Below are 24,817 nucleotides of genomic sequence, written 5' to 3' on the forward strand. Positions count from 1 at the left end.
GACCTGATAAAGAATGGCTCTATCAGGTCTGAGATATTAAATATGTATATATGTTTTATGACTGCTGATGCTCATTGTGATATAAATCTAAAAGATTCATGATTTCTTCAATAAGATCTTTTGTCTCTAATAATAAACCAAAATATAAGGTTGTATTCTTAGGGCTTGATTCTTCAGAACGTGTGCGCGCTACTTGCTTTTGGATTTTTTCAGTTACATTATTGTACAATTCTTCTTTTTGTCCTAGTAACTCACCTATTTGAGCGTAATTACGATCATTAAAAGCAGCTTGTGTAGCTGTTAAGAACTCATCCAGTTTCTGATTGATCTCCTGAAGATCTCTAATTTGATTAAATCGTAACGGCTTATGATTGTTGTTTACGTGCTTGTAACTAGCTTTTGCGATATACTCTAGTGATTGTGTAATGTCTTCTAAGTATCCTAAAATCTGAATATAGAAATTACTTCCTCGTACACTAGTTTCTTCAAGATTTTTAATGAAGTAGAAGATGTTTCCGCGTAATTCATCAATTTCATCATTCAATTTTTCTACACCTGCACGACTCTTTTTAAGGCTACCTACTTTTCCTTTGGCAAGCCCTTTAAGCGTGCTTGTGTAAATTTTATTAGCACGAGATACGGTTTTGGCAATATTATCTGCGCTTTCTTCTATGATTCCAGAAATGGTTTGACTTTCTGCTTTGCGAAGATCTTCTTCTATTTTTGCTTCTTTGTTTTTCTTTTTACTAGACAGGTAATTTCGTACAAGCATTAGAATGGCAAGAAAGAATAATCCAATAACCGCATAATTACCTCCTAAGTGCATAATGTAGGCTAGAATACTTGCAGCAGTAAATGCACTTAGAGCAGTTAAAAACCAACCGCCTATTACATTTAATACTCCAGCAACACGATATACGGCACTCTCTGCTCCCCAAGCACGATCTGCTAGCGATGTACCCATTGCTACCATGAAAGTTACATAGGTAGTAGATAATGGTAATCTAAGTCCAGTTGCTATTGATATAAGTACACTAGCAATAATAAGATTTACAGAAGCTCTGACCATGTCAAAAGCAGGAAGTTCTGATTTTGGAATCGTAGCAGCGCTTTCAGAATCTATAAAACTATTATTGATCGTCTTTTTAATACTTTGAGGAAGTATTTTGTTGATACTTGCGTTGGCAACAATGACAGATCGAACTAAATTTTGAGATAGCCAATTCGGGCGAAAACGCTCTTTTACCTCGTCTTGGCGTGATAAGTCTACTGATGTTTTTACAACACGACGCGCTTTTTTACTAAACCATAGCGTAAGCACCATGACAAGGCCAGCAAATAATAAAAGTAATGGTTGTGCACGTACCTCAGCAGCTAAGCCTTCCATACTGTATAGTTTTGGATCTATTCCTGATGCTGACCAATCTATGAATGAATTATAAGCTGCCATAGGAACACCAATAAAGTTTACTAAATCATTACCGGCAAAGGCCATGGCTAAAGCAAAAGTTCCTAGGATAATAATGAGTTTATACACATTTATTTTTAATACGCTATGGAAAATAAAAGATATGATTGTCCATACAACAGCATTAAGGGCTAAAAACAGGAGTAAGTTATTGCTTGCCCAAGTGCTAAATCCGTCAGGTAAGATATCTGCTCCTTTAAGACCTTTTATGATGATGAAATATGCAATTCCTGTAATAGATAGACCGCCAAAAAGAGCGGCAGTCCAGCTAGGTTTCTTGTCAAAATTAAAAGTGAGTAATAAGCGTGTGATAAATTGTATCAGAGCTCCAACAGTAAAAGCTATAAATACGGAAAGTAAAATCCCTGAGATTATTTTTACGGCTTGTTCTGTATTTATATAATTTATAATAGAAGAATAAGCTTCTCCTTCTTTGGCAATTTTAACTAAGGAGATAGCTACTGCAGCGCCTAATAACTCAAAGACAATGGAAACTGTTGTGGAGGTAGGCATTCCCAGACTATTAAAAATGTCCAGTAAGATGATGTCTGTAATCATGACAGCCATAAAGATGATCATGATCTCATTAAAATAAAACTGACTGGGGTCAAAAATATCTTTACGAGCCACTTCCATCATTCCGCTAGAAGATAATGCTCCAAATGCAATACCTATACTAGCAACAATCATAATGGTTCTAAATGAAATTGCTTTAGAGCCTATTGCAGAATTCAAAAAATTTACGGCATCATTACTTACACCCACTACCAAATCTGCAATAGCGAGAATAGCTAACGCAGCAATCATAAAAATATATATGTTCTCCATATGTTATATGCTATAAAAAGCCCTTAAATGCAAAAGTCTCAAATTCTTATTGCCTGTATGTTATGTAAAGGTTATATCGGGACGAAAGATAAGAACTTTTGCTTGTTTCTAAGGTGTGGTTTGAGTATTAAGATATGAGTACGATTTTAATAAAATACGCTTAAATAACTGTTTTGAATACTGTTATGAGTTGTCGTGTGTTGTGAAATTATTGAAATACAAATAATTGATATACAATATATTATGGGTTTAATGTAAATTTAATGTAAATAAAAAGTTATCTAAACTTGTTTTAAATGTAAATTTTTAATTAACTTAGCGTTAAGTTTAATGATTAAAGTCCCAAAATTATGAAAAAGATATTGATGTTATTGGTTGCAGTTTTGATGATTACTTCTGTACAGGCACAAAAAGAAACAAAGAAAAATACATATATAAAAAATGGAGATTTGATAGAAGCAACATTATACCATGATAATGGTGTTGTGAGTCAAATTGGTTTTTTTACAAAAGATGGAAAAGTAACAGGTGAATGGATAAGTTATAATACAGAAGGTCAAAAAACAGCTACAGCACAATATGATAATGGTGCCAAAGTTGGAAAATGGTTTTTCTGGAATAATGATACACTAACAGAGGTAGATTATAAAGATTCTCGTATTGCTGCTGTAAATACATGGAAAAACGAGGGAACTCGTGTTGTAAGTAATAAGTAGTTTTCTACTATAGATTGATATTAAGCACCAAATAGTAAATTTGCTATCACAAAAAAAAGACCTTCCATTTGGAAGGTCTTTTTTATTGGCTAATTGATAAATTTAAAATTTAAAGCTATAACTTAAGCTAAAATTCTGTCCAGGACTCCACCTTGAGAATATTTGGTCTTCTGAACCAAAAGATTCAAATATGCTTTCTATGTCGTCATCCAATAAGTTGCTTACTTTTAGGGTAAGTGTTGAGTTTTTATCTTCTCCAAAACTTTTAGAGATATTAAACTTAAGATCGTTAAAAGGAAGTGTAAATACATCAGGAGTTTCTCTTGCTCCTACAATTTGTAGTGTTTTTCCTTGTACGTTATAGAACAATCCTGCTTTCCACCCTGTGTCACCAGAATCATAAGCTAATCCGGTGTTTAATAAGAATGGTGATTGCCCTTGTAATTGACGACCACTATCTAGTGTCTCGCCAGGTCTTAATACATTTTCTCTTGATTCACGTTCATCATCACTAAACTCTTCATCTGATTCTATAAGAGAAAAGTTAACGTTAAAAGAGAAATTGTTAAGGCCTATAAAAGCAAGATTTTTTCGCAATTCTATCTCTCCTCCAATGACATTTGCATCTCCTAAATTTAACCAAGTTACCTGACTTGGATCTGATATAAAGAATGCTTGTTCTATGGGATCCTTAAAGGTTTTATAGAAACCACTAATTGCAAAGAAGTCGCCAGCTTGAAATTTCTTTTCGTCTTCTCCATAAATCTCATAACGAAGGTCAAAATTGTTAATGTAAGAAGGTTCTAAGTCTAGATTACCTAATTCTGTAATTGCTTGAATAGGGTTGAATATAAATACCGAAGATGCTTCTTTAAATGAAGGTCTTGCTGTAGTACGAGAATATGAAGTTCTAATTTTTTGACTTCCCTCTTCATTTAAGTTAAAAATTAAATTGGCAGATGGGAAAAGATCGGCTTTGTCAATTAATTTTTCGTCATCAAGTTGTGTAGTGACACCATCAGTTAAAGTGCTACCTGTAAAATTCAAATCAAATTTTTCAAAACGTAAACCTACCACTGCAGTAAACCAGTCATTAGGATGGATCTCTTCACTTATGTATAGTGCAGCAATGTTTGCATTTGAATCAAATACATCTAAATCACTTGTGTTTCTTCTTACAAAAAATCCATTTCCAGTATCTGCGTCAAAAGCATTTTCTCCTAATACTTCGTTTGGATCTCCAGAGAATGTTATTGGGTTATTTGCTCTAAATGAGAATCTATCAGTTCTAAAATCACGTTGCTTGTAGGTGTAAGCTCCTCCAAATTTTAGTTTAGCATCGCCTTCAAATAATTGATGTTTACGAGTCACGTCAATTTTGTTTGCAACATTAATTTCATCTAATTCTCTGTAAAAACGAATAGGATCTCCAGTCTCACTAGAACTAACACTTAAATCTCCGTCATCTTCAATTAAGAAAGGAGTTACTCTGAAATCTTTATCATCTACATTTGAAATCGTAGGTGATACTTTCCATTCAGTAGTCCAGCTAGCATCATCATTAGAGTGTTTTCCGCTTAGAAGGAAATTTGTAATACTTCTTTGTGTGTATGTTAAGACATTACGAATACTTTCGTTACTATTTCCGATCCTATTTTCACGAGTACTAATAGCTGCTCCTGACTCTCCATTTTGTACGTGTAATACATTAAAACGATACTTTGATTTTTGAGTTTTATACGAAAGTCCTCCTAAAGCACTAATTAGGACATTATTTCTACCTCTTATACCTTGTTGTGTTCTGTCTATTTGTAATTCATTTGACTCCACATTATTAGGTGGTTTTCTAAACAATTGGCCATCAATATAGTCTTCATAAAAAGTAGTTTTGTTACTATAGCTTAATGAAGCTACATACCCTAATCTATTTTCACCAACATCATAAGAATTTCCTTGCGCATATGAAAAATTAAAATCATTCCCACTACTTCTGTTGATAGCAGCTAATTGAGGATTGAATCGTCCTGTTAGAAATTCAACGGTATTTGGGGCTTGCGTTGGTGAATCAGGAAATGTTTGATTAGGGTTTATAGGGTTGTCTCTTAAACCATCATCGAAGCCTAAAAAGTCTGTGTCACTATTTTCATTCTTAATATAATTTTCATTAAAGTGAAAATCTGGGTTGTAAGATGTTCCTATAGATGCACTTCGTTCTTTACGTGAAGGGATATCTTTGGTAACAATATCAACAACACCTCCCGTAAAATCTGCAGGCTGATCTGCTGTAGCAGATTTTACAACAATTACATTTTCTAAAATAGATGAAGGAAAAACATCTAGTTGAAGTGTATTACGGTCTGGATCTAATCCAGGTACATCAACACCATTAAGAATAGACTTTGTATAGCGATCTCCAAGACCACGAACATATACAAATTTACCTCCTTGAACAGAAACACCAGGCACATTTTTTATGGCTGTGGCAACGTTGCCAGCTCCTGTTTTTTTTATGTTCTCTAAAGATAATCCATCTAAGAGTTGAGCAGATTGTCTTTGTACATTTAATACAGACTGCTCCGTGTTTTTACGTATCGTAGTTGTTAAAACAATCTCCTCTAATGATTCTGATGATAATGTAACATTTACGATGGTAGTTTCATTTGCTTTAACAACTATCTCGCTAATAGCCTGTGGTTGATATCCTACAAATGAATATTCAAGTATATAGGTTCCGGGCTCTAATTCTAAGGTGTATTTTCCTTCAAAATCAGAAGTGGTTCCTTTTTGTGTTCCTTGTACAATGATATTAGCAAAAGGAAGAACATCATTAAATTGTCCATCATTTACTGTTCCAGAAACACTACCTGTTTGTGCTACTGCAAATGATATACTCAAAAACAATAAAAAAATTGAAGTAATTAGGGTTTTCATATGTGTTTATTTAATCATAAAATTGCCCACCTTTTAATTTTTAGGTGGGCAATAATATTTTATAAGTAGTTAATTATATATTAACGTTTTGTATTATAAAGATCCAGAGGCAGAAGCAAATGTCCATCCGAACACAGCTGTGTTAGCTCCTCCAGAAGTTCCAATAGTAGACCACATAGTAGCTCTTTCAGTGAAAGTAGGGTTTAAGATAATATCTGATTCACCATCTCCAGTTTTTTCATCAAAAATTGAATTTGCAGGATCAACACCTTCGATGATCCAGTTGCTAAATAATAAAGCACCGTCTAAGAAGTTTTGAGCAACCCCATTATTATCTAATTCAACATCTTTATCAGCTTGGAAGTTAGTCGCAAATACATTGTTAGTTGCTCCTTGAGCACCATCACGGTAATCAGCATATTCACCTCTAGAAGTATCTTGATCTCCAATTAAAGTAATTCCATCTAAAGTAAATCCTCCATTAGCTGAACCTTCAGGACCATCAATTTCTAATGCATGATCAGATACATTTCCAGCAATTACTACAGAGTTAGAAACAGTACCAGAATATGCTTGATCAATATCGATACCGTCATCTCCTTGAGCCCATACTACTAGGTTAGAAGCATTAACAGTACCTCCAAAGAATTCAATACCATCATCAACATTAGCTACTACTTCTATGTGGTCAATAGTGGTTCCAGTACCTACACCACCTAATGTAAGTCCGTTAATTTCGTTTCCTTCTCCAATATCAGTTCCTCCGTGACGAATAGAAACATAAGTAATAGTACCAGAGTTATCAGCAGGGTCATTACCTCCATATAATCCATTAGGATCGTTTGCAGGAATTCCTTCTATTTGTTGTTCAGTAACATCACCGTCTAAAGAACAAGGCGCATTACCTAATACAATAAGACCTCCCCATAATCCACGATCATTTTCTGTAAGTGTACCTACAGTTTCTCCTGCTTGAATACCATCTGCTGTAGAAGTCATGATGATTGGTTGTGCAGCAGTACCATTAGCATTAAGAGTAGCACCTCTTGCAATGATAAGAACAGATGCATTAGCTTCTTGTCCTCCTAAGGCTTTAATGATTGTTCCAGCTTCGATAGTAAGCGTAGCGCCATTAGTTACAGTAACACGTCCATCAAGTGTCCAAACTTGATCGGCAGTTAAAGTTCTATCTTCAGTGATTTGTCCTGATAATACAGAATTTGCTGTTGGATCTGGATCCGGAGTTGGGTCTGGATCTGGCTCTTCAGTTATAACGATTGGCGCATCATCATCATTACTACATGCCACAAATAGCGATCCCATTAATCCTATGAACAAAATGCTAAATAATACTTTTTTCATTTTTTCTAAATTGTTTGTTTTTTGACTTTTAAATATTCACTGCAAATATGCTACAGCTTTTCTAGTGTTTAATTAAGTGAATGTTATTGTTATTTTAGCAAGTTGTGATGTTTATGTAAGGTTAATGTTAACTAAAATGCGCTAATGTTTCCTCTGTGTTTCCTTCAAATTCAGATGTCTGTCATTACGCTTTCACGAAAGCGTAACAACACGTATCTTGCAATTATTAAATAGGACTATTATGATGCAATGGGAACGTCTATTATCTCTCAAAAGACAAGGGGATACCAATAAACGATTACGAAAAGAACAAGATGAGACGAGGCTCGGATTTGAAGTAGATTATGACCGTATTATTTTTTCTTCAGCGTTTAGAAGTCTGCAAGATAAAACACAAGTCATTCCTTTGTCAAAAACAGATTTTGTACATACGCGACTCACGCATAGTTTGGAAGTAGCTGTAGTAGGAAGGTCACTGGGGAGACAAGTAGGAAAGCAACTTTTGGAAAAGTATCCACACCTTTCTGAAGTGCACGGGTATCAGTTTAATGATTTTGGAGCCATTGTCGCAGCAGCGGCATTAGCACATGATATTGGAAACCCACCCTTTGGGCATTCGGGAGAAAAAGCCATAGGAGATTATTTTAAAAATGGAAATGGGAAGCGTTTTGCTTCGGAGCTTACCCCTAAAGAATATCAAGATTTATGTGCTTTTGAAGGAAATGCTAACGGCTTTAAAATACTAACAGAGTCTATGCCAGGAGCAGCAGGAGGATTACGATTGTCTTATGCAACCTTGGGTGCTTTTATGAAATACCCGAAAGAGTCACTTCCAGTAAAACCCACAAAGCATATTGCTGATAAGAAGTTTGGCTTTTTTCAGAGTGAAAAACAAGCTTTTCAGGATGTCGCCGAAGAATTGGGGTTGCTTCAAACGAGAAAAGGAAAAGATATAGGATATGCACGTCACCCTTTAACCTTTTTGGTGGAAGCGGCAGATGATATTTGTTATACCATTATAGATTTTGAAGATGGGATTAATTTAGGATTAATTTCTGAGGAGTATGCATTAGAATATATGGTAAAACTAGTGCCTAACATTAATACCAAAAAGTATTATGAATTGACTACAAAAGCTGCTCGGGTAGGATATTTACGAGCCTTGGCTATAGGTACACTGATAGATGAGGCGGTTACTATATTTATGAAAAATGAAGAGGCTATTCTAGAGGGCGCTTTCGCGAAAGCGTTATTAGATAAATCCAAATATGAAGCTCAGATAGATGATATCTTAAAGATTAGTGTTTCAAATATCTACCAAAGCCAAGAAGTAGTTGAGAAAGAAATAGCAGGATATGAAATTCTCTCTACACTCCTTGATAAACGTTGTAATGTGATTACGAATACACCAACACATTATGATACACTTGTATTAAAGTTATTTGAAAACTCAGATAGAGAGGAGATGTCTTTATATCAAGAATTGATGGAAGTGTGTAATTATGTGTCGGTTATGACGGATAGTAAGTCGTTGCGTATATTTCAAAAACTAAAAGGGCTTCACATACATTAATGCGGAGTGATGATAGTGTACTAACACTATATTGTGATATATTTTGAATATTGTTTAAAATCGAAAGCTTTGTGTGATTTGTAATACTTTATAGTTGTTACTGATATTTTGAACATTATTTAAAATATTAGTGATATATATAACATTTGTTGATGATAAATGTTAATTTATATATTAAAATTTCAAAATACATAAATTTGCAATACTTTTGATTTGATCAAGATATAATGAAATTTTAACGATAAAGTAGGAATTATGTGTTATACATTGTTATATGTATAGTATTAAGATATTAAGATTCTATTACTAATTTTTATTTATCACAGAAACCAAAAAAATGCTAAAACTTTACAAATTGACAGTATTTGTATGTGTGTTTGCTTTTGCATCCCTTACAAATGCCCAAGATTACGGCACGATTATTAGAGATCACTTAGATGCTAATAAATCTACGCTAGGAATTACTGATCAAGATATCTCAGGCTTGAGAGTTAAAGATGAGATCTTCTCACGAAAAAGTACAACAACACATGTACATGCTATTCAGACAATAAACAACATCGAAGTTTTTAATGGAGGTGTAAATGTTGCTTTTAAGGATGGTACTATTATTCATGTGGCAAGTAGCTTAGAAAAAGATATTGCTTCTAGAGTAAATGCAGTATCTCCTGTATTGACTCCTGTGCAAGCGGCTTCAAGTGCTGCAAGCTCATTAGGATTGGGAAGTGCTAACTTTTCTTTAAACCAAACAATATCTTCACAAGAATTTGTGCTTACACAAGGAGGTGTTTCTCTAGAAGAAGTACCTGTAAAACTTGTATATCAGGCAACAGAAGATAATGCGCTTAAATTAGCTTGGGATTTGAGTATTCATACAATAGACTCTAAACACTGGTACAGTGTGCGTGTAGATGCTCTTAATGGAGAACTTTTAAGTCAACATGACTGGGTGGTTAGCTGTACATTTGAAAATCATAGTCATGAAGCAATTGCATCTGCAAACGAAGATGCTGCTGGTTTTTCAATGGAGCAAAATATTACTGTAGCAAACGAGCTTTTAGCTGGAGAGCAATATAATGTATATGCAATGCCTGTAGAGAGCCCTAACCATGGAGGTCGTTCTATTGTTACTGAACCACAAGATTTAGTAGCTTCTCCTTTTGGATGGCATGATACAAATGGTGCTGAAGGTGCTGAATTTACAATTACAAGAGGAAATAACGTTTGGGCTCAAGAAGATGCAAACGGAAATAATGGAGTAGGTGATGCCCCTGATGGAGGTGCTGAATTAATATTTGACTTCCCATTAGACGAAAGTCAAGATGCTGCTACATTTACAGAAGCGGCAACTGTAAACCTTTTCTATTGGAATAACATCATGCATGATGTTTTCTATCAGTATGGTTTTGATGAAGAAAGCGGAAACTTCCAAGAAAATAACTATGGAAATGGAGGTACTGGGAGTGATTTTGTATTTGCAGATGCTCAAGACGGTAGTGGTGTAAACAACGCAACGTTTGGAACGCCACCAGATGGACAAAACCCAGGAATGACTATGTTCTTATGGAATACAGGAGGAACTCCTAATGTAAATATTCCTTCAGGAGATGTTGCAGGAGATTATCCTATTACTTCAAGTACATTTAGTGATGCTTGGCCTATTGAAGGAATTACAGGGGATTTAGTATTGGCAATGGATGATGACGCTTCAGATAGTGATGATCCTTTAGATATTTGTGATGCATTAACCAATCCTGGTGATATGGATGGTAAAATAGCAGTTGTGCGTAGAGGTAGTTGTAACTTTACTTTAAAAGTAGAAACTGTTCAGGCAGAAGGAGCGATTGCAGTTATTATTGTAAACAATGTAGCTGATGCTCCTATTAACCTAGGAGGCGATAGTGCTATTGCTACAATTCCAGCAGGAATGGTAACACAAGCGGTAGGAGAAGATATCATTGCAGCATTACAAAATGGAGATGCTATCAATGATGTCGTTATTACTGGAGCTAGACGTATCGATGGAGATTTAGATAACTTAATCATTGGTCATGAGTACGGTCACGGTATTTCTAACCGTTTAACAGGAGGTCGTTTTAACTCTGGATGTTTATCTAATGCAGAGCAAATGGGAGAAGGATGGTCTGATTATGTTGGATTAATGCTTACTATGACTGCAGATGATACTGCAGAAGAAGGAAGAGGTATTGGAACCTACGCGATTAATCAGCCTATTACAGGTTTAGGAATACGTCCTGCTAGATACAGTGTTGATTTTTCTGTAAATGCATTAACCTATGATGATGTAAATAATCCAAATATATCTCAACCACACGGTATTGGTACAGTATGGGCAACAATGTTATGGGATATGACATGGGCGTTTATTGATGAGTATGGTTTTGATGATGATTTTTATAATGGAACTGGAGGAAATAATATCGCAATGCAATTAGTGATAGATGGTTTAAAATTACAGCCATGTAGTCCTGGTTTTATAGATGGTAGAGATGCTATTATTGCTGCTGTAGCTATTAATGATCTTATTCCAGAGGGTCAGAAGGATTTTGCTAGATGTACAATTTGGAATGTATTCGCTACTCGTGGATTAGGATTTAGTGCAGAACAAGGAAGTTCTAATAATAGATTTGATCAAGTAGAGGCATTTGACCTTCCTGAAGATGTTCTTGAAGATTGTTCTTCACTTAGTGTAGATGAGAATTCGTTAGATTCTGTATTTAGTGTATTCCCGAATCCTTCAAACGGAGAGATTACAGTAAGTATTGCTGGTGCATTTGGAGATGGACAAATACGTATCTACGACATCAACGGTAGAGAAGTGTATAACAAGCCTGCAACTCTTGAAGGTAATGTATCTGTAAATGCAGCTGGATTATCTAGAGGAGTATATATTATGAATATTACTGGAGATAGTAATAGTTATACTACTAAGCTTATCATTGAGTAAGTAAAGTAGATCAACATATATGAAAAAGGCTGGTTTTTAAACCAGCCTTTTTTTATGCGATATATTTCTCAATTTCGGTAGTGATTCCTTTGGGTGAGATGCCAATCTCTTCTTGAAGTTCTTCTGTAGTACCATGCGTTATAAATTTGTCTGGTACTCCAAGTGATTTGATGGTGCCTTTATACGCTTTCGCGAAAGCGTAATCAGTAACACTACTTCCTAAACCGCCTTTAATGGTTCCATCTTCTAGTGTGATGATAATTTCATATGTTTTAAAAATTCTATCAAGAAGCATTGTGTCAAGGGGTTTTAAGAATCCCATATCGTAGATACTAACAGTGTATGGCTTATTCTGAGTGGCTTCTATGGCATTGTGTATTGTAGTTCCTATACAGAGGATGGCAATACGTTCTCCTTGTTGAATGTGCTGTCCTTTGCCGATAGCAATCTTTTGGAATGGTTGTTTCCAGTTGATGGTAACACCCCTGCCTCTAGGATATCGTATGGCAATAGGATGTGGTAGCCCTAATTGGGCAGTGTACATAATATTACGAAGTGTTATCTCGTCTTTTGGGGCGTAGATGATCATGTTTGGCACACAATTGAGGTATGCTAGATCAAAAGCACCGTGATGTGTGGGGCCATCTTGACCTACAAGCCCTGCTCTGTCTAGACAAAATATAACAGGTAAGTTTTGTAGTGCTACATCATGTATAATTTGATCATATGCGCGTTGTAAAAAGGTAGAGTAGATATTGCAAAACACTATCATCCCTTGCGTCGCCATTCCAGCAGACAGTGTTACGGCATGTTGCTCAGCAATTCCTACGTCAAATGCGCGGTCTGGGAATGTCTTTATCATATATTTAAGAGAGCTGCCGGTGGGCATTGCAGGTGTGATTCCAATAATTTTTTTATTGGTTGTTGCGAGCTCTACGATCGTATGTCCAAAAACATCTTGGTATTTAGGGGGTAGTTTGGTGGTGTCTTTTGGGTGACGTTCTCCAGTAATAGCGTCAAACTTTCCTGGTGCGTGATAGGTTACTTGGTGTTTTTCGGCTAGTGCTAGTCCTTTTCCCTTTGTAGTGATTACATGAAGAAATTTTGGGCCTTTGGTTTTTTGAAGTTTTTTTAATGTCTTTATAAGTGTAGGAAGGTCATGGCCATCTACAGGACCGTGATAATCAAAATTAAGTGCTTCAAAAATATTTTCTTCTCTAGCAGTTCCCTTTTTGACATTTGTAAGATATTTTTTTAAAGCACCTACACTGGGGTCAATGCCAATGGCGTTGTCATTTAAGATTACAAGCAAATTCGCATCTGTTACACCGGCGTGATTTAAGCCTTCAAATGCCATGCCGCTGGCAATAGAAGCATCTCCTATTACGGCAATGTGTTGTTGTTCTTTTTTGCCTTGTAAATTGGCGGCAATAGCCATGCCTAATGCTGCAGAAATCGAAGTGCTGCTATGTCCTACGCCAAAAGTGTCATATTCATTTTCAGAAATTTTAGGAAACCCACTAATACCTCCTTTTTGTCTATTGGTATGAAAAACAGCTTTTCTTTCTGTTAGGATTTTATGCCCATATGCTTGATGCCCTACATCCCAAATAAGTTTGTCTTCTGGAGTGTTGAATACATAATGTAATGCTATGGTAAGCTCTACGACGCCTAAACTAGCACCTAGATGTCCTTCTTTTGTAGAGAGGATGGTGATGATAAATTGACGTAATTCCTTACTTAATTTAGGTAATTGGTCAATAGTGAGTTGTCGTAATGCGTGTGGACTATCAATATGATCTAGCATATGACAAAGGTACGTCTTGATATTGTATTTTTGAATATTGAAATTCCATTCCTATGATAGAACCTTTTGATGATGCTTATTTTATGAAGCGAGCGCTCATGGAAGCTGAAACAGCTTATGAGCTTGGGGAAATTCCTGTAGGCGCTGTTGTGGTAGCAAATAATACTATCATAGCAAGAGCGCATAATCTTACAGAGCGTCTTACAGATGTTACTGCTCATGCAGAAATGCAGGCTATTACTGCTGCTGCAAATTATCTTGGGGGAAAATACCTCCATAAGTGTACGTTGTATGTGACATTAGAGCCTTGCCAAATGTGTGCAGGAGCTTTGTATTGGAGTCAGATAGATAGAGTGGTTTATGGTGCTGCAGATGCGCAACGCGGATGTATGGCTATGGGAACCAAGTTGCATCCTAAAACAAAAATAGAAGGTGGCGTACTTGCTGAGCAAGGAGAACGTCTTTTAAAACGCTTTTTTGTAGAGAAACGTAATTTAAATTAAAGGTATAAAAAAGCCTGCAATTGCAGGCTTTCATAATCGTAAAAAGATATTATCTATATCATTACAGTACACGTACTTGTGCAGCTGTCATTCCTTTTCTTCCTTCTTCTTCTACGTACTCAACTTTATCACCTTCAGAGATAGTCTCTCCGTTAAGACCTGTAACGTGTACAAAGATATCTTTACCGGTGTCGTCATTAGTTATAAAACCATAACCTTTTGACTCATTGAAAAATTTAACTGTTCCTTCCATTATAAAAAATAAAAATATTAATAAAGTACAAACTTACGCTTTAATTTTTAACATATTGTTTTCAAACCGTTTTATTTTTGTAAACTAATGGGATTCAGCGCTCTTTTGAGTCATTAAATTCCTTCATTTTAAGAATATTCTCCTTGGTAAGCATGTAATCGTGTATATTTTTGTCTTTCCATCGATGGTAGATAAACAGGGGCATGAGTACGAAAAAACCACCTGCAAGCGCAAAACCTATTAATTTATTACCCAGAATTTCTTGGCCTTCTTGAGATGTGTAGTAATATCCAAAGGCAAACAGCCCTATTAGAGCAAAAAATAAGATAATAATAAAGATTCGCCTTGTTTTATGCATGTACTTTTAGGTGTAATTCTTTAAGTTGATCTTCATCAATGGCTGCTGGAGCGTCAATCATGACGTCACGTCCACTGTTATTTTTAGGGAAGGCAATAAAATCTCGTATAGTTTCTTGACCTCCTAATATTGCTACAAGTCTATCAAGTCCAAATGCTAATCCACCATGTGGAGGTGCTCCATATTGGAAAGCATCCATTAAGAAACCAAATTGTGCTTTTGCTTCCTCAGGAGTGAATCCTAAGTAATCAAACATTAGTGCCTGTGTCTTTTTATCATGTATTCTGATAGATCCTCCACCTATTTCGTTTCCATTTAGGACAAGGTCATATGCATTTGCTTTTACAGCGCCCGGATCGGTAGCGAGTAATTCTATTTGTCCTGGTTTTGGAGAGGTGAATGGGTGGTGCATTGCGTGGTAATGGCCAGTTTCTTCATCGAGTTCTAGTAGTGGAAAATCAATGACCCATAAAGGTGCAAATACCTTAGGGTCTCTAAGTCCTAGTCTTTCTGCTAATTCCATACGTAAGGCGCTTAGTTGTGCTCTTACTTTGTTGGTGTCTCCAGATAGTACGCAGATAAGATCTCCTGGTTTTGCTCCAGTTACTTCTGCCCATTTAGCAAGGTCTTCTTGATCGTAAAACTTGTCTACAGAAGATTTGTAAGAGCCATCGTCATTGCAACGAGCATATACCATACCTAATGCACCTACTTGTGGACGTTTTACCCAGTCTATAAGCTTGTCTATTTCTTTTCTGGTATGACTGTTTCCGCCAGGTACTGCAATACCTACTACAAGTTCAGCGCTATTAAAGACTTTAAAATCTTTGTGTTGTGCAACCTCGTTTAATTCCCCAAATTCCATCCCGAAACGTATGTCTGGCTTGTCATTTCCATATAAACGCATCGCATCATCATATAACATTCTAGGAAATTTCTCTACATCAACACCATTTACTTCTTTGAGTAGGTGACGTGTTAGTCCTTCAAAAATATTTAAAATGTCTTCTTGCTCTACAAAAGCCATTTCGCAGTCTATTTGTGTGAACTCAGGTTGGCGATCTGCTCTTAAATCTTCATCTCTAAAACATTTTACAATCTGGAAGTATTTATCCATTCCTCCTACCATAAGGAGTTGTTTAAACGTTTGTGGTGATTGTGGTAAGGCGTAAAACTGTCCTTCATTCATACGAGAAGGTACTACAAAATCACGAGCTCCTTCTGGTGTAGATTTGATTAAGTAAGGTGTTTCTACTTCTATAAAATCTTCATTAGAAAGATACTTTCGTACTTCCATAGCTACTTTATGGCGAAAGATTAAACTGTCTTTAACAGGGTTTCTTCGTATGTCTAAGTATCGGTACTTCATGCGTACATCTTCACCTCCATCAGTTTCATCTTCAATAGTGAAAGGAGGTGTTAGTGCTTCATTAAGAACAGTAAGCTCTGATACTAAAATCTCAATATCTCCTGTAGGGATATTAGGATTTTTAGAAGCGCGTTCAATAACAGCTCCTTTTACTTGGATGACAAACTCTCTTCCTAAGGTGCGCGCTTGTTCCATAATGTCTTTTGAAGTGCGCTCTTCATCAAAAATAAGCTGTGTGATTCCATAGCGATCACGTAAATCTACCCAGATCATAAATCCTTTGTCTCTAGATTTTTGAACCCATCCTGATAGGGTAACTTCTGTATTAATATCGCTTGCTCTTAGGCTTCCGTTGTTGTGACTTCTGTACATGTATTTGGTACTTTTTACTCGATTGTCGAGATTCAAATGTTTCGAGGTTTATTTCGAAATCAAAAAATTAGTTTTAGCAAACGCCTTACGGGATATCCCAGAGGTTTTTGCTTGGTTGCAAAAATAGGAAGATATCCTGTGTTACCAGCTATCTCCTGTTATTTTTTGGTAACTGTGTATGCGCTTTAACGCTACGCTCTCCCTTTTGGTCGTGAATCTCGCAAGCTCGATTTCGCGAAAGCGTATAAAAAAACCCACAACATATAATCTTGTGGGTTTATTATGGGTAAAAAAAGGTTATTTCTTATTAACCTCTTTAATGTATTTTTCTAAAGCCATTGTCATAGACGGAGTCTGTGGTGTAGGTGCTTGAATATTAATTTTAAGACCTGCTTTCTCGGCTGCTTTTATCGTTGTGTTTCCAAAAACGGCGATACGTGTATCGTTTTGCTTAAAATTTGGGAAATTATGAAGCAATGATTCTATGCCGCTAGGACTAAAGAATACAAGGATATCATAAAATACATTTTCTAAGTTAGATAAATCGCTTACGACTGTTTTGTAAAATATAGATTGTTTCCAGTTTACACCTAATTCATCCAATGTTTGTGGGACGATAGCTTTTAATTTATCTGAAGAAGGTAATAAGAACTTTTCAGTTTTATGTTTCTTGATAAGTGGTGTCATTTCTACAAATGTGCGTTTCCCTACATAGATTTTACGCTTACGGTATACGACATATTTTTGCAAATAAAAGGCTACAGCTTCACTTTGGCAGAAATACTTCATAGTATCTGGCACTTTAAAACGCATTTCTTCTGCGATTCTAAAGAAATGATCTACAGCATTACGACTTGTTAGGATAATGGCAGTGTAGTCATTTAGATCTACTTTTTGTAACCGAACCTCTTTGCTAGAGACTCCTTCCACATGAATAAATGGAATGAAATCTATCTTTACGCGTTGTCTTTGTTCTAGTTCAAAGTACGGCGAGTTTTCAACCTTTGGCTTAGGTTGTGAGACTAAAATAGTTTTCACTTTCATAGATGCTCTTTTTCTAAAACCCTATCTATTTATGTAGCTATATGATACAAAATATAGTAGGGTGCTATTTCGAGAGTGCAAAAATACAAAATAAAATAAGACGGAAGCGAAAGAATTTGATCTTGATATTTACTTATTGTTATAGCGAGTGAAATGAAGTATAATCCAATAATTGACCATAGACTTACTTGTAGGAGTTGAACGGTAACAAAATCACTATAAACTACATAAAAGCAAAGGGCTAAGACAAGAATACTTAACATATTTTTAAAATGTAGCCTCCTGCTTATATAGAGCTGCATGACCCCTTGAATATTTAATAAATATCCAATTATTTTATCGATAAGGGTCTTTATTACCTCGAAAGTTAAATATCCAATAAGTATTTTGAGGTATAAATCAGGTAATTGTGTGTATTCTTTTCCTAAGGATATGGCATACCATAAAAAGAGAAATAAAGATAGTATGGTGATTTGATGTATGGATAAAAGTATTGTAAAAGGGTGGAATGATTTTTTTTCTTTTGCTCTAGAAGCATATTTGTCTGAACCTAGAAATGGGAGGAGTCCTTGAAATTGTTGTGCATAAAAAAATTTCCCTATAACGAGTGCTAAAAAAGAGAGTACTAAAAGTAGTGTAATCCAGTCTTTATTAATGATTGTCTTTAAGGTGGTTTCCAATAGTATAGTTTAAGATGCGTTAAAAATACCATAAAATACCTGTAAAAGCCACCAACTTCATATTTTCTACACCTAGAAAATAAGTACATTTGCCGAAAGCAATAGTTCATGGCAAACGCTTTAGTAGTTATACCTACATATAATGAAATTGAAAATATAGAACGACTCGTGCGTAATATCTTTGCATTGCAACGTGCTTTTGATATTCTAGTTGTAGATGATGGGTCACCAGATGGCACTGCTAGTAAGATAAAAGACTTGCAGCTGGATTATAAAGACCGGTTGTTTATTTTAGAACGAGAAAAGAAACTTGGATTAGGCACAGCGTATATTGCAGGGTTTAAATGGGCATTGACTAGGGAATATGATTATATTTTTGAAATGGATGCTGATTTTTCGCATAATCCAAATGATCTCATTCGATTGTATAATGCGTGTGCAAAAAATCAAGCAGATGTCGCTATAGGGTCTCGTTATGTAACTGGGGTGAATGTTGTAAATTGGCCTATGGGTAGGGTGTTGCTTTCTTGGGGAGCTTCAAAATATGTTCGTTTAATAACGGGCATGGATATACATGATACAACAGCAGGTTTTATTTGTTATAGAAAAGAAGTACTTAAAGCCATAAACCTAGATAAAATTCGTTTTGTAGGATATGCATTTCAAATAGAAATGAAATATAAAGCGTATATTAAAAAGTTTACTATTGCAGAGATACCGGTTGTTTTTACAGATCGGACAAAAGGACAAAGTAAAATGAGCAAAGGAATTATTTCAGAAGCTGTTTTTGGAGTAATACGATTACGATTAAACCATCTTTTTAAGGGGAAAAACTGATATGGAAAAAATATTAATAAAAGATGTACACATAGTAAATGAAGGTACTATTACACATGGGGATATCCTTGTGCATCATGGAATTATTCAGGAAATAGGAGAGAGTATAAGTGCAAAATCTTCAGATGTACATGTTTTTGATGCCGAAGGAAAATATTTATTACCAGGCATTATAGATGATCAGGTGCACTTTAGGGAGCCAGGTCTTACGCATAAGGCAGATATTAAAAGTGAATCTAGAGCAGCAGTTGCAGGAGGGATTACTTCTTTTATGGAAATGCCTAATACAAGCCCGCAAACCACTACGATTGAAAAGTTAGAAGAGAAATTTGCAATTGCTAAAGAGAATGCTCATGCAAATTATTCTTTTATGTTTGGGGGAACTAATGATAATTTGGAGGAGATTCTTAAAGTCGATAAGAAAAATGTTGCAGGACTTAAATTATTTTTAGGAAGTTCTACCGGAAACATGCTTGTAGATAATGAAGAGGTGTTAGAAAAAATATTTTCTTCTACAGACTTGAGGATTTCGGTACATTGTGAAGATGAAGGGACTATCAAAGATAATCTGGCGATTTATACAGAACGTTACGGAGATGATATTCCTATTCATTTGCACCCAATTATTCGTAGTGAAGACGCGTGTTATATTTCTTCTTCTAAAGCTATAGAACTTGCAAAAAAGACAGGAGCCAATTTACATGTGTTCCATCTTTCTACGGCTAAAGAAACACATCTCTTTGATAATACAATTCCATTAGAAAAAAAGAAGGTTACTTCTGAAGTGTGTATTCATCATTTGTGGTTTTCAGACCAAGATTATGAAGATAAAGGGACGCATATTAAATGGAACCCTGCTGTAAAAACAGCAGCTGATAGGGATGAGCTTTTTAAAGCGCTATTAGATGATAGAATAGATGTGATCGCAACAGATCATGCGCCTCATACATTGGAGGAAAAAGATCAAGTATATACAAAAGCACCTAGTGGAGGACCTTTGGTACAGCATGCATTACCTGCGATGTTAGAGTTTTATCATCAGGGACGTATTACTTTAGAAAAAATTGTCGAAAAGATGTGTCATAACCCTGCTATTTTATTTCAAGTAGAAAAACGAGGATATATAAGAGAAGGGTATAAGGCAGATTTAGTGCTTGTAGATTTGAATGCACCTTGGACAGTACAAAAGGAAAATATCTTATATAAATGTGGTTGGTCTCCTTTTGAAGGAACAACTTTTAAATCACGTATTACACATACTTTTGTAAATGGTAGATTGGCATATAAGAATTTTAAAGTGTATGAAGATACTTTTGGAGAGCGATTAACTTTTGATAGATAATGAGATCATTTGCATACATACTTTTTGGGTTGTTTGTCATAGGCTGTCAGGATATCCCACCTGTAGAAAAGCCAACAAACCTTATAGAGAGGTCTAAAATGGAAGCCATTATTTATGAGATATCTGTCATGAATGGAGCGAGGAGTTATGATATGAAAAGCTTGAGCAAGTATGATGTAAATCCTGAAACGTATATTTTTGAAAAGTTTGATATCGATAGTTTGCAATATGCAAATAGTGTTTCTTACTACGCTTCAGATATCGAATTATATAAAGAAATGTATGAATCTATTCAGAAACGAGTAGATGTAGAATTTTCTAATTATGACTCTCTAGCAAAAATAGAAAAGAAGGTGAAGGACTCTTTACGTACGTTACGAGCAAAAGAAATACAACGAGAAAAAGATAGCATTAAAAGAGCAGATAGTATTGCAGGTAAAAAAGAAAAACCTCGTACTTCCCGTAATCCTGTTAGAGTATCTAAAGAAATTCTTATAGATTCTTTGTAGTGGCTATGTGATGTTGTATTCTTTTTAATGTCTCATCTATAGGGGTGGGAATGTATGATAATTGTTGTTTTGCTTTTTCTGAGCTAAAGACTTTAGTGTCTTGAATAGAGGCAGCACTGATGCGGGTGATTTTTCGCTTACGAGTAAATAATCCTATAAAACGATCCCCTAGAATAAGTATAGTAAGAATGCCATTGGAAAGTGGTTTTTTAGGAGGTCTTTTAGAAAACTGTTGTGCCATGCGATGTAAGATATCTTTGTAAGAAGTGTTTTCTCCTACCAGAATATAACGTTCTTTTGTTATGGTGCTGTTAAGGCCTTTTATCATAAGCGTTACAACATCTTTTACATCTATGAAACCATTGCTTCCTTTTGAATAAAACTTTTTTTCTTTTAGTGCATAGTTGCATAATACACCACTGCCTTTTGTATAATCTCCTTCCCCTAAAATGATGACAGGATTAAAGATAATGGCCTTTAATCCCTCTTGTGTGCCTCGCCAAACCTCCATCTCGGCGCCATATTTTGAAATGCCATATACAGAGTTGGCTTCATTAGGATCCCAGATATTTTCTTCATTAATAGGATTGTTTGGTAACTTGCTCAATGCAGCAATAGAACTTAAGTAGCATAATTTTTCTATTTGATTTGCTATGCATAAATTCACAACATTAGCAGTTCCTTCAACATTTGTTTTTAGTAGTTTTTGAAAATCATAAGGATCAAATGAGATGAGTGCTGCACAGTGATATACATATGTGATATCTTTAAATGCCAGTTCTAAGGAAGGTATGTCTGTGATGTCTGCTTGTATCCAATCTATGGGTTTAAATTGTTTTTCCGCTTTCGCGAAAGCAAAAAAAGCTTCGACTTCTTTTACTTTTTCCAAAGATCTGAACGTCGCGCGCACAGGTTTGTTTTCTTGCGTAAGGGCAAGTAATAAATGCATTCCAACGAGTCCTGTGCCTCCAGTAACTAAAATCATGAGTATAAATATAATCTACTCTGTCCAAGTACCCCAATAACGCCACTTTAATTTTTATATTTGCATCTTCAAAAAGAAATTTCAATGAGTAAAAATTTTGTTCAAGAATTGCAATGGAGAGGTATGGTGCATGATGCGATGCCTAATACAGAAGAACACCTTATGGAAGCAATGCGAAGTGCTTATGTAGGGTTTGATCCAACAGCAGATTCTTTGCATATAGGAAATTTAGTTCCCATAATGTTACTTGCGCATTTTCAAAGAGCAGGACACAGACCTGTAGCCCTTGTAGGTGGTGCTACTGGTATGATTGGGGATCCTTCAGGAAAATCTTCAGAGCGTAATTTGTTAGATGAGAAAACACTTCGTCATAATCAAGAATGTGTACGTGCGCAATTGTCGCAGTTTTTAGATTTTACATCAGGTGCAGAAAATGAAGCGGTCATGGTTAATAATTATGACTGGATGAAAGAATTTTCATTTTTAGATTTTATCCGTGATGTTGGAAAGCATATTACGGTTAATTATATGATGGCAAAAGATTCTGTAAAGAATCGTTTATCAGGAGAATCAGCCGATGGAATGTCTTTTACGGAGTTTACATATCAGCTAGTACAAGGGTATGATTTCTTGCATTTGTATCAAAATAATGATTGCTCACTTCAAATGGGAGGAAGTGATCAATGGGGTAATATAACCACAGGAACAGAATTAATACGTCGTATAGGTGGAGGAAAAGGGTATGCGCTTACGTGTCCTTTGATTACAAAATCTGATGGAAGTAAATTTGGTAAAAGTGAAGGAGGGAATGTATGGCTAGACGCAAAACGTACTTCTCCGTATAAGTTTTATCAATATTGGTTAAATACAAGTGATGAAGATGCTGAAAAGTATATCAAGATTTTTACATTTTTAAACCAGGAAGAGATTGAGGCGCTTATTGAAGTGCATAAAGAAGCGCCACACCAACGTGCACTTCAGAAAAAATTAGCAGAGGAAGTAACGGTTACAGTACATAGTGAAGAAGCTTTAGAAAATGCAGTAAAAGCATCTAATATTCTTTTTGGAAAATCTACGGGAGATGATTTAAAAGCATTAGATGAAGCTACGTTTTTAGATGTTTTTGATGGAGTTCCTCAAGCTGAGGTTGCTACCTCAGAAATTGCTGATGGTCTTGATATGATTGGGGCACTTGCAGAAAAGACAGGATTTTTAAATTCAAACGGAGAGGCAAGACGTGCGCTTAAGGAAAATTCAGTATCTGTAAATAAAGAAAAAGTTACTGAAGATTTTAAAATTACAAAAGAGCATTTGATTAATAATCGTTTTGTTTTGTTGCAAAGAGGAAAGAGAAATAAATTCCTGATAAAAGTTGTTTAAAACAATATTTTATATGAAAAGCGAACAGCCCATTAGATTTTAAACTGATGGGCTGTTCTGGTTTGCAGGGGTGAAAAACTAACTTTTGTATTTTACGTTTTCCCAGTTTCTATCTGCTTTGGGCTTTAATGTAGATGGTCCTTCTTTTTTCCAACTTTTTAAGGTGTTTTTTCCCCAAGAGTTATAGAACATATATAATTTTCCATCTCTTATTTCGAAGGTTTCTGGATCTGCATCTACTTTCTTTCCGTTCGTAGCTAGTGCATATGCACAATACCCACCATATTGAGGAACATATTTATCAGGATTTGCTTTAAAGGTGTCTAAGTTGGCTTGTGAAGTAAATTTATATTTTGCGCCGTCATGGGTGGTTACATAGCTTTTGCTTCCTTCTACAGTTTTGTTGTTAAAATATTCAGTAACATCATATCCTTCGGCAATATATCCACTGTCTAAGTAATAGTCAATTTGCTGTGCTTGTGAAGATAAACTGATGAGTATTGTTGTTATTAGTATGGTTAATTTTTTCATCTTAGTGCTTTTATAGTGTTGATTATTAATTTTATAAGCACTAGGTCGAGATAAAAATAGATACTTACATATAAATGTCAATTTTTCTAAAAAATATTTTTTTTGACAAAATTAAAATCATTTAAATTGAGTTGTATACTTACTTAGGTATCTAAATAATTATAAGTTAGATCCTTTTTTGAAACTTGATTTGGAATTCGGTTTTTGACAACGATGTAAAATTGAATAGAATTCAATATGTTATAAAGTAAAGTGTGTGCATGTAAAAACCCTAGTGGCAAGATGCGCTACTAGGGTTTTCTAACTAACTAACCAATCAATTATGAATATCTTCTATTTATTATGTTTTACTTTACTCCAAGCAGCATCTGCTTGCCCTCTTAATTTTTCTGGACCTTCTTCTTGCCACTTTTCTAGTGTATTTACTCCCCAAGAATTATAAAAGAGGTACAATTTGCCGTCTCTTATTTCAAATGTTTTTGGATCAACACTTATTTTTTTTCCTTTGTCGGCTACTGCATATGCACAATATCCACCATATTGAGGAACATATTTGCTGGGATTTGCCTTGAACTTATCAAGATTTGCCTGACTTACAAACTTGAATTTGACTCCGTCATATTCTGTTGTAAATTTTTTATCGCCTTCTACTGCTTTATTATTAAAGTATTCAGTGACGTCGTATCCTTCTGCAACGTATCCTTTTTTAAGGTAATAGTCTGTTTGTTGTGCTTGAATTGAAACTCCAACAAGTAGTAATCCTATTAATATGATGAATGATTTTTTCATGAGTACGTCTTTATTGTTGATGTATTACAAGGACTCAGTCGGTGTTTTTAAATAAGCTTACAGAAAATTGTCAATTGTTCCTTATTTATTTTTTAAGACCTAGTTTAAGTTCTGTTTAATGGAGATGGTATTATCAAAAATACATAAAAAACAAAAACCCTAGTGGCAAGATGCTCTACTAGGGTTTTCTAACTAACTAACCAATCAATTAT

Annotated in this window: 20 protein-coding genes; 8 read left to right on the forward strand and 12 right to left on the reverse strand. The window is 35.2% G+C overall.

Annotated features, from left to right (window positions below; translation table 11 throughout):
• Window positions 1-55: 55 nt before the first annotated feature.
• Window positions 56-2,296 (reverse strand): inorganic phosphate transporter, encoded by a 2,241-nt coding sequence (locus tag Q1A01_RS04185; RefSeq protein ID WP_299676427.1) that lies wholly within the window; start codon window positions 2,294-2,296, stop codon window positions 56-58.
• A 350-nt stretch (window positions 2,297-2,646) separates the two neighbouring features.
• Here Q1A01_RS04185 and Q1A01_RS04190 point away from each other — a divergent pair, with 350 nt between their 5' ends.
• The gene (locus Q1A01_RS04190) at window positions 2,647-3,012 is read left to right on the forward strand and encodes a nicotinic acid mononucleotide adenyltransferase (RefSeq protein ID WP_299676430.1); all 366 of its coding nucleotides are present in this window, start codon (window positions 2,647-2,649) and stop codon (window positions 3,010-3,012) included.
• Between the two features lie 102 nt (window positions 3,013-3,114).
• Here the strand turns inward: Q1A01_RS04190 and Q1A01_RS04195 are convergent, their stop codons facing one another.
• Together Q1A01_RS04195 and Q1A01_RS04200 are read right to left on the reverse strand one after the other, a co-directional pair.
• The gene (locus Q1A01_RS04195; protein ID WP_299676433.1) at window positions 3,115-5,943 is read right to left on the reverse strand and encodes a TonB-dependent receptor; all 2,829 of its coding nucleotides are present in this window, start codon (window positions 5,941-5,943) and stop codon (window positions 3,115-3,117) included.
• Between the two features lie 93 nt (window positions 5,944-6,036).
• On the reverse strand, window positions 6,037-7,305 hold the full coding sequence (locus Q1A01_RS04200) for a hypothetical protein (protein WP_299676436.1): 1,269 nt from the start codon (window positions 7,303-7,305) through the stop codon (window positions 6,037-6,039).
• Between the two features lie 244 nt (window positions 7,306-7,549).
• On the opposite strand from Q1A01_RS04200, the gene Q1A01_RS04205 reads away from it, so the two are divergent.
• Both Q1A01_RS04205 and Q1A01_RS04210 read left to right on the forward strand, forming a co-directional pair.
• Window positions 7,550-8,878 carry a deoxyguanosinetriphosphate triphosphohydrolase gene (locus Q1A01_RS04205; RefSeq protein ID WP_299676629.1) on the forward strand — a complete coding sequence of 443 codons (1,329 nt, stop codon included), beginning with the start codon at window positions 7,550-7,552 and terminating at the stop codon, window positions 8,876-8,878.
• 337 nt (window positions 8,879-9,215) lie between these two features.
• Window positions 9,216-11,846 (forward strand): T9SS-dependent M36 family metallopeptidase, encoded by a 2,631-nt coding sequence (locus tag Q1A01_RS04210; RefSeq protein ID WP_299676439.1) that lies wholly within the window; start codon window positions 9,216-9,218, stop codon window positions 11,844-11,846.
• Window positions 11,847-11,898: 52 nt separating this feature from the next.
• Here Q1A01_RS04210 and dxs read toward each other — a convergent pair whose 3' ends face one another.
• Window positions 11,899-13,653: a 1-deoxy-D-xylulose-5-phosphate synthase gene (gene dxs, locus Q1A01_RS04215; RefSeq protein WP_299676442.1), complete on the reverse strand. Its 1,755-nt coding sequence runs from the start codon at window positions 13,651-13,653 to the stop codon at window positions 11,899-11,901.
• Between the two features lie 53 nt (window positions 13,654-13,706).
• Between dxs and Q1A01_RS04220 the strand changes: the two genes are divergently transcribed.
• Window positions 13,707-14,156, forward strand: a complete 450-nt coding sequence (locus Q1A01_RS04220; RefSeq protein ID WP_299676445.1) for a nucleoside deaminase — start codon at window positions 13,707-13,709, stop codon at window positions 14,154-14,156.
• A 61-nt stretch (window positions 14,157-14,217) separates the two neighbouring features.
• Here Q1A01_RS04220 and Q1A01_RS04225 read toward each other — a convergent pair whose 3' ends face one another.
• From Q1A01_RS04225 to Q1A01_RS04245, 5 genes are all read right to left on the reverse strand, one after another.
• Window positions 14,218-14,409 (reverse strand): cold-shock protein, encoded by a 192-nt coding sequence (locus Q1A01_RS04225; RefSeq protein ID WP_089369861.1) that lies wholly within the window; start codon window positions 14,407-14,409, stop codon window positions 14,218-14,220.
• A 94-nt stretch (window positions 14,410-14,503) separates the two neighbouring features.
• Window positions 14,504-14,767, reverse strand: a complete 264-nt coding sequence (locus Q1A01_RS04230) for a hypothetical protein (RefSeq protein ID WP_299676450.1) — start codon at window positions 14,765-14,767, stop codon at window positions 14,504-14,506.
• Entirely contained in the window at window positions 14,760-16,508 is a 1,749-nt protein-coding gene (gene aspS / locus Q1A01_RS04235; protein ID WP_299676453.1) for an aspartate--tRNA ligase, read from the reverse strand. Before aspS ends, Q1A01_RS04230 begins: the two co-directional genes overlap by 8 nt.
• Window positions 16,509-16,805: 297 nt before the next feature.
• Window positions 16,806-17,552 (reverse strand): uroporphyrinogen-III synthase, encoded by a 747-nt coding sequence (locus Q1A01_RS04240; RefSeq protein ID WP_299676456.1) that lies wholly within the window; start codon window positions 17,550-17,552, stop codon window positions 16,806-16,808.
• A 29-nt stretch (window positions 17,553-17,581) separates the two neighbouring features.
• A complete protein-coding gene (locus Q1A01_RS04245) occupies window positions 17,582-18,232 on the reverse strand; it encodes a DUF4271 domain-containing protein (protein ID WP_299676459.1) in 651 nt (216 codons plus the stop codon).
• A gap of 108 nt (window positions 18,233-18,340) precedes the next feature.
• Here Q1A01_RS04245 and Q1A01_RS04250 point away from each other — a divergent pair, with 108 nt between their 5' ends.
• From Q1A01_RS04250 to Q1A01_RS04260, 3 genes are read left to right on the forward strand one after another with little or no spacing between them, the layout of a single operon-like run.
• Complete coding sequence (locus Q1A01_RS04250) at window positions 18,341-19,069, forward strand: polyprenol monophosphomannose synthase (RefSeq protein WP_299676462.1); 729 nt, start codon at window positions 18,341-18,343, stop codon at window positions 19,067-19,069.
• A 1-nt stretch (window position 19,070) separates the two neighbouring features.
• The gene (locus tag Q1A01_RS04255; RefSeq protein WP_299676465.1) at window positions 19,071-20,411 is read left to right on the forward strand and encodes a dihydroorotase; all 1,341 of its coding nucleotides are present in this window, start codon (window positions 19,071-19,073) and stop codon (window positions 20,409-20,411) included.
• Window positions 20,411-20,920, forward strand: coding sequence for a DUF4296 domain-containing protein (locus Q1A01_RS04260; RefSeq protein WP_299676468.1), 510 nt, complete (start codon window positions 20,411-20,413; stop codon window positions 20,918-20,920). The genes Q1A01_RS04255 and Q1A01_RS04260 overlap by 1 nt, the downstream gene beginning before the upstream one ends.
• On the opposite strand, the gene Q1A01_RS04265 is transcribed toward Q1A01_RS04260, so the two are convergent.
• A complete protein-coding gene (locus Q1A01_RS04265) occupies window positions 20,904-21,905 on the reverse strand; it encodes an NAD-dependent epimerase/dehydratase family protein (RefSeq protein WP_299676471.1) in 1,002 nt (333 codons plus the stop codon). The two genes, Q1A01_RS04260 and Q1A01_RS04265, sit on opposite strands and share 17 nt — an antisense overlap.
• An 84-nt stretch (window positions 21,906-21,989) precedes the next feature.
• Between Q1A01_RS04265 and tyrS the strand changes: the two genes are divergently transcribed.
• Entirely contained in the window at window positions 21,990-23,285 is a 1,296-nt protein-coding gene (gene tyrS, locus Q1A01_RS04270; RefSeq protein WP_299676474.1) for a tyrosine--tRNA ligase, read from the forward strand.
• A gap of 78 nt (window positions 23,286-23,363) precedes the next feature.
• Here tyrS and Q1A01_RS04275 read toward each other — a convergent pair whose 3' ends face one another.
• Window positions 23,364-23,816 (reverse strand): YHS domain-containing (seleno)protein, encoded by a 453-nt coding sequence (locus tag Q1A01_RS04275; protein WP_299676477.1) that lies wholly within the window; start codon window positions 23,814-23,816, stop codon window positions 23,364-23,366.
• 333 nt (window positions 23,817-24,149) lie between these two features.
• Window positions 24,150-24,605 carry a YHS domain-containing (seleno)protein gene (locus Q1A01_RS04280; protein WP_299676482.1) on the reverse strand — a complete coding sequence of 152 codons (456 nt, stop codon included), beginning with the start codon at window positions 24,603-24,605 and terminating at the stop codon, window positions 24,150-24,152.
• Window positions 24,606-24,817: the final 212 nt, after the last annotated feature.

Source organism: uncultured Dokdonia sp. (assembly GCF_947492815.1).
Lineage (GTDB): Bacteria > Bacteroidota > Bacteroidia > Flavobacteriales > Flavobacteriaceae > Dokdonia.